Source organism: Singulisphaera acidiphila DSM 18658 (assembly GCF_000242455.2).
GTDB lineage: Bacteria > Planctomycetota > Planctomycetia > Isosphaerales > Isosphaeraceae > Singulisphaera > Singulisphaera acidiphila.
The window spans coordinates 1,211,468-1,223,090 of sequence record NC_019892.1 but is presented as its reverse complement, the minus strand read 5'-3'; the positions used below and the strand labels follow the sequence as shown (position 1 = coordinate 1,223,090).

9 protein-coding genes are annotated in these 11,623 nt (G+C 62.1%); 2 read left to right on the top strand and 7 right to left on the bottom strand.

Features of this window, described 5'->3' with window-relative positions:
- Positions 1-5: 5 nt before the first annotated feature.
- Positions 6-677, bottom strand: a complete 672-nt coding sequence (locus tag SINAC_RS04730) for an alpha/beta hydrolase family protein (RefSeq protein ID WP_015244546.1) — start codon at positions 675-677, stop codon at positions 6-8.
- A 14-nt stretch (positions 678-691) separates the two neighbouring features.
- On the bottom strand, positions 692-1,069 hold the full coding sequence (locus SINAC_RS04725) for a VOC family protein (protein WP_015244545.1): 378 nt from the start codon (positions 1,067-1,069) through the stop codon (positions 692-694).
- A 434-nt stretch (positions 1,070-1,503) separates the two neighbouring features.
- Between SINAC_RS04725 and SINAC_RS04720 the strand changes: the two genes are divergently transcribed.
- Both SINAC_RS04720 and SINAC_RS04715 read left to right on the top strand, forming a co-directional pair.
- Complete coding sequence (locus SINAC_RS04720) at positions 1,504-1,839, top strand: CU044_2847 family protein (protein ID WP_015244544.1); 336 nt, start codon at positions 1,504-1,506, stop codon at positions 1,837-1,839.
- Entirely contained in the window at positions 1,836-5,339 is a 3,504-nt protein-coding gene (locus tag SINAC_RS04715; protein ID WP_015244543.1) for a serine protease, read from the top strand. The genes SINAC_RS04720 and SINAC_RS04715 overlap by 4 nt, the downstream gene beginning before the upstream one ends.
- A gap of 93 nt (positions 5,340-5,432) precedes the next feature.
- On the opposite strand, the gene SINAC_RS04710 is transcribed toward SINAC_RS04715, so the two are convergent.
- The 5 genes from SINAC_RS04710 to SINAC_RS04690 form a co-directional block, all read right to left on the bottom strand.
- Positions 5,433-5,927, bottom strand: coding sequence for a hypothetical protein (locus SINAC_RS04710; RefSeq protein WP_015244542.1), 495 nt, complete (start codon positions 5,925-5,927; stop codon positions 5,433-5,435).
- Between the two features lie 170 nt (positions 5,928-6,097).
- Positions 6,098-7,336, bottom strand: a complete 1,239-nt coding sequence (locus SINAC_RS04705; RefSeq protein WP_015244411.1) for an IS701-like element ISSiac1 family transposase — start codon at positions 7,334-7,336, stop codon at positions 6,098-6,100.
- A 326-nt stretch (positions 7,337-7,662) separates the two neighbouring features.
- On the bottom strand, positions 7,663-8,637 hold the full coding sequence (gene tal, locus SINAC_RS04700; RefSeq protein WP_015244540.1) for a transaldolase: 975 nt from the start codon (positions 8,635-8,637) through the stop codon (positions 7,663-7,665).
- 239 nt (positions 8,638-8,876) lie between these two features.
- Positions 8,877-10,160, bottom strand: a complete 1,284-nt coding sequence (locus SINAC_RS04695; protein WP_015244539.1) for a Gfo/Idh/MocA family protein — start codon at positions 10,158-10,160, stop codon at positions 8,877-8,879.
- A 286-nt stretch (positions 10,161-10,446) separates the two neighbouring features.
- A complete protein-coding gene (locus SINAC_RS04690; RefSeq protein WP_015244538.1) occupies positions 10,447-11,568 on the bottom strand; it encodes a redoxin domain-containing protein in 1,122 nt (373 codons plus the stop codon).
- Between the last annotated feature and the right edge of the window lie 55 nt (positions 11,569-11,623).

Sequence of the window (11,623 nt, the reverse complement as noted above, 5' to 3'; positions counted from 1 at the left end):
TCGCGTCACCCCAGCCCGGAGGCCCATTCCCGCGCAACGCGGCCCATCTCGACGAAGACATCCTCCTCGCTCTTGCGTGAGCGTTTGAGGGTCTTGAACCCGTGATCGGCGGTATCCAGCGGGTGAAGCGTCGCAAGGCTCCCGAGCTTTTCGCAGACCGGTCCCAAGAGATTCATGGCCGCCAGTTCGTCGCGGGTTCCACTGAGGAAGAGCATCGGGACCCTGACCGCGCCGAGATGTTCGGCTCGCTGCGTATCCGGCTTGCCGGGCTGGTGCAGGGGGAAGGCGAAGAAAACCAGGCCGATCACTCCATCAAGCGGGGATTCCGACGCGGCCATGGAAGTCATCCGCCCGCCGAAGGAATGGCCCCCCGCCAAGATCGGTAGGCCGGGGGCCGCTTCACTCGCCGCCGCGACGGCCGAGCGGACGGTCTGCGTGCAGACCGCTTGAGAGTCGCGGCCCTTGCCGTGTTCCATGTAGGGAAAGTTGTAGCGGAACGTCGCGATGCCAACGTCGGCCATCCGCTCGGCGATCGTCTGCAAGTTGGCGTGGCGCATATTCGTGCTGGCCCCGTGCCCGAGGACAAGCACATGACTCGCATCGCGGGGCCGAACCAGCAAGGCGGAGACCTCGCCCTTCTCCGGTGTGGCGAGGAATTTTCGTTCGCTCGTCTCCATCGCAGGCCTCCTCCCTACGCCGGCTGGCCAAAGCAGAAGCAGACGCCGTAGGGTTCCCTCGCGAAGAAGACGCGGAACAGCTTGCCATCGTGCTCCTGCACGTCGATCTTACTCGGCTCGATACCCTTGGCGTCCAACTCTCGCCGAAGCGCCTCGACGTCGCTAACGGCAAAGTAGCAACTTGCCTGTTCGGGATCTTGGCCGTTCACCGCCAGGCCAAGCTGAACATCGTCCCGCCGCAGGACGGCGGAGCCTTGATCCTTCGCAACCAGCGAAAATCCAAGGCATTGCGTGTAATAGCCGACCGCTGGCCCGATCTTCTTCACCGGCAAGGCGTCGGGGTCCGTGTCGCCCAGGGGAAAGACGGCTGTGAAGACGACATTCTCTGGCATAACGACTCCCCTCCTATTCGTCCGGACAGGCATCTCGAAAGGTAACCCGGAGGTGCCGATGCGACAAGACTGATCCGCGAGAATCGCTCGTGGGACGTCACCGTGGGTTTTCCGAACCCGCCGTTCGGCAACAAAAACGCAGCAATCACAACATTACAACACATAAACACTAAAGCAACAAAATAGTTTCCGAAAATCCAGGTCACCTTGCTCCCCACAATGGAGGAGCGAAAGATTCGGCGGGCAAGAGTCTCAACTGAAACAAAGACATGTTATTCAAAAATGACATGCCATGCAAATTTTCCACATACACAGGCCAATGGTCGGCTCTAAAATCAAGCGTAGCCCGTCCGGATGAGCTGCCGAACAGCGATCCGATCGAAACTGACGGATTGGGGCGCCCGTTGGATTCGCCAGCCGAAGGGAGCAGGAGCATGGCCAAGCTCGTCGAGATCAAGACCGAGAGCGGTGAGACGATCCTAATGCAGATCAGCGAGCGTGATACAGAGGGGGTACGTCCCGTCTCGTCCCTGGACGAAGCATACGAGAAATCGGCTCAAACGTTCGAGAGCGGCCTGAAGCAGCTCGAGGCCGTCGGCCGAGCCTTCCTGAGCACCCTCAAGCCACTGGCCGAGTCGCTCGACTCGGCCGAGTTGGAGATCGGACTGCAGGCAACCAGCACGGGCCGTCTGTTCGTCGTCGAGGCCGAGGTTCAGGCATCACTCAAGGCCAAGCTGGTCTTCAAACCCAAGAGCGGAACGCCGCAATGACGGGACCGCCCTCTCGGCTGTTCGACGAAGCCAGGACGCGACGGGCGGTGGTCCGCGTGCGCCGCAGGGGAACGGATCAGGTGGCCGGGACCGGTGTCTTTGTCGGCCCGGGCCTCCTGTTGACCTGCCATCACGTGGTGGCAATGGCCGGCGGCGCGGTGGATGTCGAGCTCCCGGCCTCCGGGCCAACGGAGGCTCCGCTGGTCGTCGCCGCCGAGGTCATCGTCGACCCGGAGGCATTCCGGAGAGACTTGGCTGTGCTCCACGTCGATGGGCCGGCCAACGTGGAGATCCTGGCCTGCGCAGGGCCTTGCGAGGCTGGCCGGACGGTCTGGTCGACCGGATTCCAGCGTCCAGTCGCTGTGCTGCGAGACAGCCTCCCGACCACGGCTGTCGTCGGCGGTCCAACGACGATCCGAGCGTCCTGGCTGGACAAGGCCGACCTGGACGTGTTCACCCTGACGAACGCAGTGGTAGGCCCTGGCCTGAGCGGCGCCCCGCTAGTCGACATGGAGACCGGGGCGATGGTCGGGTTGGTTGACGCCGCCCAGACCTCGGCCGCTGCCGATCCGATCCATGGGTTTGCCGTCAGCCTATTCCCAGGCCCGGCAGAGGGACCGCTGGCCGACCTCCTGCACGCCAACCGAGCCGAGGTCCCTGCTTACGGGCAACACCTCAACCCAGCCGGCGCCCGGGTGCTCTGCCGGAGGCAGACCGACGCTCCCCTTCGGGAATTGACCGGCGACTTCCGCCATGGGTCGATCTACGACCCATCAACCTATGCCTCGAGGAACGTGGAACGGCAGATCGAGGCCTTCCTGGCAAGCTCCCGGCGACTCCTGCCAATCATCGGACCGACCGGGGTCGGCAAAACCAATCTGCTCGCTCGGGTCGCCGACCTGATGAGGGAGGAGCGGGCGGTCATCCTGGTCCGGGCGATGCACTTCAACCCCGACAAGGGTAGTTTGGCTGCCGTGCTGGATCACGCCCTCGAGTCCGACGTCCCAACGGCTTTCCCGGGCCTCGGGAGACTGATCGTCGAGCTCGCCCCCAGCTCTCTCGTCGTCTTGGTCGACGGCCTCAACGAGGCCGCGTTTGCTCACTTGATCCAGGCCCGGTCGTGGGTCACCCGGACGGTCGCCTGGCTCCGCGAGAACGATGTCCGGTTGGTTGTCTCATCCCGCCCCCAGTTCTGGGCAGGGGTCTCCGACCTGATCCCGAACGACCTCTGTCACGAGTGGAAGGATCCCCTCCTGAACGCTGGGCTACGACGTGAGGACGACCGGCCTCAGCGCGCACCGAGGGAGGGGATCACCGTCGGCGACTTCGACCCGGACGAGCACCGTCAGGCCGCCGAGAAGTATGGCCTCGCCGCGCCCCCGGTTGAGGCCGACCTCGGCCGGCATCCCTTCTTTCTGCGGGTCTGGGCCGAAGTGGCTGGTCCGGCCGGCGGGAATTCGATCGGCCCGGCCTGGACGGCGCATCAAGCCCTCAGCCGCTACCTGGAGCAGACCTGCCGACGTGCCTCCGTGGCCACCGAACAGGCCTACACCGTGGACGACGTCCGGTCTGCCCTCGCAGGGCTGGGGGCCGACGCGCTCCACGGGAGTACCAATGTCCTCGACCGAGCAACGGTCGACGACCGGTTCCGTTCGGACCGGCCCCTCCGCAACGCTCTGCTCGACCTGCGCGTGCTGGAAGCGGCGGGCAGCGGCTTCCGGTTCGGATTCGACGCGGTCGCCGAATATGTGATGGCCGAAGCGACCGATAACCGGATGATCACGGCCGAGGGGGCTGACAGGATCATCGGCTTCCGTCACAAGAATAAGGGCCACGCTGAGGGCCACGACTCCCTCTCCGAGGCGATGGCCCTGGCGGTCGTCCGCCGTGAACACGCCGGAGACCACGCGCTCGTCCAGCTCGTCGTCAACCAAATCGTCGGCCATCCGGATACCCCGCCCGAAATCCTGGCCTCCACGCTCCTCCGGTTGCTGGTTGAGTTCCACGCCCCCGATGACTATGCGGCCCAACTCCGGGCTGTTGTCGGGCGGGTCGTCCCTTCCCGCCACCGTTTCTCCGGGTCGGTGGTTGACGGGCTGGCGCACCTTGCCGGCCGGGGCCGGGCGTCCTCCTCGTTGATCCTCGACTTGATCCGGCCCTGGTTCGTCCATGACGATCCCTATCCCTTTGAGTGGGGGCACTGGCTCGACCGAGGCGACGACGACTTCGACCGCGAAATGATCAAATCGTGGACGGAGACCCCAGGTTCAGCCGTCTACAAGCTCTTCGCCACCCGTCGCGCCGACGAGGTATTCGGCTCACTTCTGCCCTGGCTGGCCGATCGGACCCGGCTGAAGGAAACGACCGGAAACGTCGGGATCGAGGACGTGGCCGCGGCGCTGCTGTATCGACACCGAGACCGGGGATTCGAGCCGCTCTGCAAGGCCCTATTCCGGCAGGATCCGCCGACGGCCCTGGGGGACAGGCTTCTGTCCGAGATCCTCCTCCAAGATCCCACCCGGGCCGTAACGCTGTTGGAGCAATGGACCGACGAAGCGATTCCCGGCCAGGACTTCCGACTCCTGAGATTAACCTCCTCGATTCTCTCCCAGGCCAAGCCTGACCTCGCAGGCCGCCTCGAAGCGGTGCTCAACCGCGTGGCCTCGCGGACCCCGCCCGAGTCCGCGAACGTCGGAGCCCTTGTGGAGGCTTCCACCAAGTGCCCAGGGCGCCGGGAAGCCGCCTGGGACACTCTCGAACGGCTGCCGGCCGGCTGGCCGATGATCGAAGTCGCATGGCTCAACCGCTACACTCACGATCGGCCGGAGGCGGTGCTCGCGGTAGTCGATCGCTGCCTGGGGACCGGTGTCGCGAACTTGCAGCGCGAGTTGCTCGACCTGTTCTGTCATTTCCACAATGAACCGCCCCTCCTGGCCGGCGCTCTGGATCGGATTGCGGGCCTGATCAGCACCCGGAACCAGTTCGTGGCGTACAAGGTCGGTTGGACACTCGAGAACCTCCTACACACCGTCCCGGTCGACGCCCCAGCCCGACTTGATCTCGTCGACTTGGCCCATGAGGCCATTGGTCGAGGCGGCCTCGACATTCACCGATCGATGGCTTACTACACCTTGTCCTACTGGGCAAACGGGCGGCCCCAGTCGGAGGATGCCCGACGCCTCTGGGACGCACTTCTGGTGGCCGAGCTGGCTGAGGAGACCCGGAGCCTTATCCTCGAGAAACTGATCGAGAAGTGTGATTCCTTCGCCGAGGTGCTCGCAGCCTTGGATCCTCTCCGGGCGAGGTTGCCGGCGGACGATCTCGAACGGGAGCTGATCCGGATCCTGACGTGGAAGCAGCCTCGTCACGACTATTTCCAGACGTGGGCGGACCACCCCGGTCCCCGGCTTGATGCGGATCGGTTCCGGATCCTTCGCCAATCCATCCTCGAGGGTTTGAACGCAAAGGCCGCGATCGCTCGGTCCGCGGCCCTGGATTGAAACGGCTATCTCACCACCGACAGCATGATTTCCGGAGGGGCGCGGAGGTTGGGATCGACGCGGGCAACGGGAAGGTCACGATACCCGGTAGGATCAAGCGATGCTGGCTGGCGACTCGCGAAACCGGGTCGAGGCCAGAAATCCAAGGATCAAGAAAGCCACGAGCGCGGTGAGTTGCGTCAGCGCAAAGGGCAATTCCGTCTGCGTCGGAGCCAGCGCCTTGAGGGTGGGTACCTTCTGGAAGGACTGGACGATCAGGACGAAGAAATTGAAATAGAGGGCGGCTGTAGCGCTGACGACATAGACACGACGCCAGACCCCGGTAAGGCGGCGAGCGTACCGGGCATAGATCGCCACCGCCAGAACCAGCAAGGAGATGACGCCGAGCCCAAGACCTGGCGTAAAGCCATGGATTGGGAAGCCGAATCCGGTCACGCTCGTCGCAACCGTGGTCGCCAGGAAGAACACAGTCCAGCCGTCGAGTCGCTTGCCGGTGAGTAGCCCGAACAAGACAACGAATCCCGAGCCAATCGCAACCAGACTGATCGCGACATGCACGAGCGTAAAAGCGGACATGCCTGAAAGCATAAAATCCACCTTAATTTGACGATCCAATCGACCTGGCTATTCTCCAATTCTACCGGATCACGATGGTGGCGTCACCCTTCCGGACCGGACCGTCCGTGAATGGTTCCAGAGCGATGAAAAACTGTGAAATCCATCGCCCCCACGAATATCCTAACTGGTGTTTTGCAAAGTCAGGATAACCCCAGCTGAGCCACGACATGTTCATAGGGTTGCTCAAATTGCGTGACTTGCTCGATCGCCCACGAGAGCGTCGTCCGCAGGGCTTCCCTCGTCATCGCCCGACAGGCCTCGCCGATGGTCATCAGCCGATGGAGTGCCCACTCCTTCGCACGACCCTGCTTCAACTCGCTCATGAGCAGACTGTACGCCAGCATGACCAGGTACATATGCCGGGTCTGGCCCTGGACATCACGCAACTGACAGTCACCCAACCCGAGTTGTTGCTTGCCGTCCCGATGGAACGTCTCCGTGCCTGTCCAGCGATGGCGGTACACCCGCACGATCCGACTCACCTCCCAGGTAATCCGATTCGTCACCAGGATCTTGCAGCACGTCCCGTCGTTGCGGTAGTGCCAGAGGATGACAATCCGCACCTTGTGGTTCACCCCGGGGATTCGGACCGTCACCGTGAAGTACCACTGGCGACGGTCGCCGATCCTCATCGCTTTGCGGTCCTCCACCGGGATCGACGCCGCCAACTCGTTGGCCTTGAGGATCCCCCCCTTCCACTCCAACTTGCGGTTGGTCTTGAGATCGCCCACGTAACCGTGGGGCCGTCCCAACCGATCCTGCTTCCCATCAATGTGGTTGAGGACCTCGGCGTTGGTGAAGTAGCAGTCCATGGCGAAGTCGCCGGGGATTCCCCGCTCGCAGACCCAATCGATCAGCTCGCAGCACAAGGCGGTATGGTTGCGGAACGGCTCGTCCAAGGCTTCGCAGACCTCTTGCTTGCGGAAGAGCCGGAACTCCAGGGGGTAGTGCTTGCCGCTGGTGCAGACGTAGTTGACGAAGAGATAGTCCTGGGCGATCTTGTTCCGCTCTTCGGTGTGGTCCCAGAACCAGTTGGCGTCGGGAATCAGCATCCCGTCCCGATCGACGAGAGTATTGTCGATCGGGATGACGCCCTGAACGCTGTAGCGAGTGGAGGGCTCCTTCTGGAGTTGCTCGAGCCTTCGATCGTTGAGCGTCTCGGGGTCCCACTGGGCGGCGGTGAGGAAGCGATTGAGGCAGGATTGGTCGGTGGTCTGGGCGAACTCGTCATGAATGCCGAGGACGGTTTTCCGGTCGGCGACGAACAGGCCGGTGAGGTACTCGGCGAAGTGGCGACGTTGGCACTCATTGGCGAAGAGGTCGCCGTGCTGGGTCAGGGCGGCTTCGACCAGCTTGGGAAATTCGATAATTCCAGGCATAAGCCGATGCTCCGCAGTCCAACTGCGCCAGAGCAATTTGGGCAAAACTCGAGCCTCGTCTACCTATTTTAACGCTGCCGCGGACCAGTTTGCAAAATACCAGTCCTAATTTCCGAATACCAGAAGCAGAGGACTTGTTCCCGTCCTTCCCCTGACTTACTTAGCCCTGCGCAACGGGAGAAACGGCGTCCTCTTGTTTTCGATTTCCAGGCGAGCGAAGAGCGTGAGATCCCTGGCTTCGGCTCCGCTCCAACACGACATCCCGAAGACAGGGAGCGATCCGCTCCCCGCTCGCCCGGAAGAAATCCCAATGGGGGTCTACGACTTCAGCTCCCCACCTTCTGAGCCACCATCGACTGGGCGAACTTCTCGAGCTTGCGGGCATCGACGTAGAACTTGCGAATGCCATCGCTCAGCTTTTCGACGGCCATCGGGTCTTCGTTGTGCATCCAGCGGAAGGTCTTCTCGTCGAGATGGATCTTCGCGTCCTTGCTCTCCTTGGCCGACTCGAGGGAGAGCCGGCGGGTCAGTTCGCCTTCGGTCTCACCCAGTTTCGCGAGCAGGTCGGTGCTGATGGTCAGGAGGTCACACCCGGCCAGGAGGTTGATCTGCTCGACCTTGCGGAAGCTCGCCCCCATCACCTGGGTCTGATACCCGTACTTCTTGTAGTACTGATAGATCCGGGTCACGGATTCAACCCCGGGGTCCTCATCGGCCGGGATGTCGGCAACCCCACGCTCCTTCTTGTACCAGTCGTAGATCCGACCGACGAACGGCGAGATCAAGGTCACGCCGGCCTCGGCACAGGCGACCGCCTGGGCGAAGCTGAAGAGCAGGGTCAGGTTGCAGTGGATCCCTTCGCGCTCGAGTTGCTCGGCCGCGCGGATCCCTTCCCAGGTGCTGGCGACCTTGATCAAGACGCGGTTGCGGTCAACGCCGGCCTGCTCATAAAGCGCAATCAGGCGATGGGCCTTGGCGATGGTCCGCTCGGTATCGAAGCTCAGACCCGCGTCCACTTCGGTCGAGACGCGGCCGGGAATGATTTTGAGGATCTCACGGCCGAAGCCGACAAACAGGTGGTCCATGAAGGCTTCGGTTTGCGCAGCCTGATCGCCCCCTTCCGCAGCGGCGTCCTGAAGCGCCTGCTCGACCAGGTGAGCATACTCCGCCTGCTTCGCCGCGTTGAACAGCAACGAGGGGTTGGTCGTGGCATCCTGGGGCTTGAACTTGGCGATCGAGTTGATGTCCCCAGTATCGGCGACAACGGTGGTGTACTTCTTGAGTGAATCCAAGAGAGACATGACGGTTTCCTTCGGGAATAATGGCCTCGTCGAATCTCCATTCTACAAGATGGCGCATGGAACCGGCCACCCGCCTTGGCAAGGCGAGAGAGAAGACGCCTGTCCACCTGTCTCCAAGTCCAAACGCAACGAAGAAAGGGGGCCGACAGGACGCGGTTTCCCGCATCCTGTCGGCCCCCTTTTTTTATTGGCTTTTCTCTTTCCCGTGACCCGGGAGAGTCGGATCGGAAACCGCCGGCTCAGATCGTGTAGGGCGAGCGGTGCGGCCGAGAGGCCATCGCGGCCGCCTCGTCATCGCCGATGATTCGCTCGGCGGCCGGATCCCACTGGACCTTGCGACCGAGGCGAATCGCGATGTTCCCCAGGTGGCAGATCGTCGCGCTCCGGTGGCCGATCTCGACGTCGCAGATCGGCGTCTTACGGCTCTTCACACAGTCGAGGAAGTTCTGATAGTGGTTTGTGCTCTCGTAGAGGTGGACGTCCCCCTCGGAGAGCGGGGTCTTGAGGATCGTGGACGGGGTGCTCGTCTTCTTGCTGCGATCGACAAAGAGGGTTCCATCGGTCCCGATGAACGTGGTGCCACCGCGGATATCCGGCTGGTCCTGACCGATGATCAAGGTCACCCCGTTGGCATAGGTGTGGGTGACCCGGCAACTGTTGGGGACCTCGAACTTGTGCTGGGGGTCGAAAGTGGCGGTCGCCTCGGTCGAGATCGGGCCGGTATCGTCAGTCCCCAGCCCCCACTGGGCGATGTCGATGTTGTGGGCGCCGAAGTTGGTCATCTGGCCGCCCGAGTAATCCCAGAAGAAGCGGAATAGATAATGAACGCGCTTCGAGTTGTACGGCCGGTACAAGGCAGGGCCAAGCCAGCGGTCGTAGTTGAGGTAAGTGGGCGGAGCCGAGTCGGGGAGCGCATCGCCTTCAAAGTTGACCTTGGGGATCCCCACGAGGACTTTTTGAACCTTGCCGATCCGTCCCGAGCGGACCAGTTCGCAGACTTCACGGAACCCGGGCGACGAACGCTGTTGCGAGCCGGTCTGAACGATCCGGTTATTGGCCCGCGCGGCCTCGACCATCTGCCGCCCTTCGCGGATCGTCAGCGAAAGCGGCTTCTCGCAATAGACGTCTTTACCGGCTTGGCAGGCATGGATCTCCATGAGCGCATGCCAGTGGTCGGGTGTCGAGATGACGACCGCGTCGATATCTTTGCGATCGAGGACCTTGCGATAGTCGTCGTAGCCGTCGCACTTCTTCTTCTCACGCGATTTTTCGACGATCTCGATGGCGGTCTTCAAGTGCCGGCTGTCGACGTCGCACATCGCGGCCGGCGAGACCAACGTGGTCAGCTTCGGATCCAAGAAGGCTTTGAGGTTGGCCGTCCCCTGGTTGCGGACCCCGATGTGCCCTGTGACAATCCGCTCGTTCGCCCCGAAGACACTCCGTGGGAGAATCGTGGGAATCGCCAAGGTGGCCGTCGCGGCGGTGAGGAACTGTCGGCGACTGGGATGGGATAGATTTGGCATAAGCACCTTTCGGGGCAACGGATCGAAACGTCTTTTGGATCAGAGGGCGGGCCCGACCGACCATCCTCAATACACGACAGAGAGAGGCAGAGACGATTCTTCAACCGCTCTCTTTAATACAGGATGGACACGACTCACCAGCCTCGTCTTATGCAAGGCATGGCGGGCCGTGGCCTCCCTACAAAGAGAGCGGCAAACCTTTCTCTAATGTCTCTTGATTCGCGATAGTGTTTCCCGCGGGCGTACCGGAATGCAAGAGGCGAGACTCGACGGAGGCTGGTCGAAGTCAGTACGTCCGGCCAAGGTACTTGACGATGGCGCGGCGCACTTCCAACGAGTCGATGGCACCGACCTTGCGATAGAGGATCTTGCCACCGGGTTCGATGAGCAGGGTATAAGGGATGGGGCCAGGCCATTCCTTATCAAGCGCCTCGGCAAACTGGTCGCGGTCCTTGGTCTCGAGCAAATAGTTCGTGGCCGCAACGTGGTTCTTCCGAAGGACGTCCACGGCGGCCTCCTTCTTCTCGGGTTCGTCGATGCTGATGGTCACGAGCCGGAAATTGCGGTGGCGATACATCCGGTTGATCGTGACCAGCTCAGGCAGCTCGGCCACGCACGGGCCGCACCAGGTCGCCCAGAGATTGACCAGGAGCAAGTTCTTCCCCTCGTTCTTGACGAGCTTCGCCACCGCGGCATCGTCGAGCGAGTCGAGCGTCACCGGCTCCGCGTCCCACTTCGCCAATGACTCCACAGCGCTTGCCCGCTTGTCGGACCACTTCGTCGAACAGCCGGAGACCCGCGTCTTCTCAACAGGGACCGGCGTGCCCGCAAGCAAAGCATCGACCGCGTTGCGGGCATCGTGCGACTTCACCGTCTTCACTTCCGAATCGTCGAACCGGCCTACATAGCGCAGCGTTCGATTCGCATCGAAAATGTAGACGTGCGGTGTCGCGAGCACCCCGTAGGCTTTGGCTGTCGCCTGGGTCTCGCCATCGTAGAGGTACGGATACTGATAGCCAGCCTCCTTGGCGCGAAGCTTCATATCCTCGAACGAGTCGCCCAGGTCGGTGTACCCGAGCTCGTCGAGCCGGACCGCCTTGTCATCGTTGGGAGAGATCGCCACCAGCGCGACCCCTTTACCACGATAGTCGTCGTGGAGTTTGGCCAGCCGCCCTTCATAGGCCTGCGCAGTCGGGCAATGGTTGCAGGTGAAAACCACGACCAGAACTTTGGCCTCGGCGAAATCCTTCAGGCTGTACGTTTTGCCATCAACCCCCGGCAGCCGGAAGTCAGGCGCTTCAGCACCAATGGCCAAAGTTTTCAACCCGGGGGGATCCGCCACCGCCACCCCCACAGAGACACCCATCCATAAAACCGTCATCAATCCATAAATACTCGATCGACGCATTGCCTCATGCTCCTTTTTTCGATGTGGCTTTTCTTTCACTGACAGTCAAAAAATT

What these genes read in the sequence shown, in the direction of transcription:
- SINAC_RS04730 (WP_015244546.1), bottom strand. Translation starts at nt 677, where the DNA reads ATGGAGACGAGCGAACGAAAATTCCTCGCCACACCGGAGAAGGGCGAG.
- SINAC_RS04725 (WP_015244545.1), bottom strand. Translation starts at nt 1,069, where the DNA reads ATGCCAGAGAATGTCGTCTTCACAGCCGTCTTTCCCCTGGGCGACACG.
- SINAC_RS04720 (WP_015244544.1), top strand. Translation starts at nt 1,504, where the DNA reads ATGGCCAAGCTCGTCGAGATCAAGACCGAGAGCGGTGAGACGATCCTA.
- SINAC_RS04715 (WP_015244543.1), top strand. Translation starts at nt 1,836, where the DNA reads ATGACGGGACCGCCCTCTCGGCTGTTCGACGAAGCCAGGACGCGACGG.
- SINAC_RS04710 (WP_015244542.1), bottom strand. Translation starts at nt 5,927, where the DNA reads ATGCTTTCAGGCATGTCCGCTTTTACGCTCGTGCATGTCGCGATCAGT.
- SINAC_RS04705 (WP_015244411.1), bottom strand. Translation starts at nt 7,336, where the DNA reads ATGCCTGGAATTATCGAATTTCCCAAGCTGGTCGAAGCCGCCCTGACC.
- tal (WP_015244540.1), bottom strand. Translation starts at nt 8,637, where the DNA reads ATGTCTCTCTTGGATTCACTCAAGAAGTACACCACCGTTGTCGCCGAT.
- SINAC_RS04695 (WP_015244539.1), bottom strand. Translation starts at nt 10,160, where the DNA reads ATGCCAAATCTATCCCATCCCAGTCGCCGACAGTTCCTCACCGCCGCG.
- SINAC_RS04690 (WP_015244538.1), bottom strand. Translation starts at nt 11,568, where the DNA reads ATGCGTCGATCGAGTATTTATGGATTGATGACGGTTTTATGGATGGGT.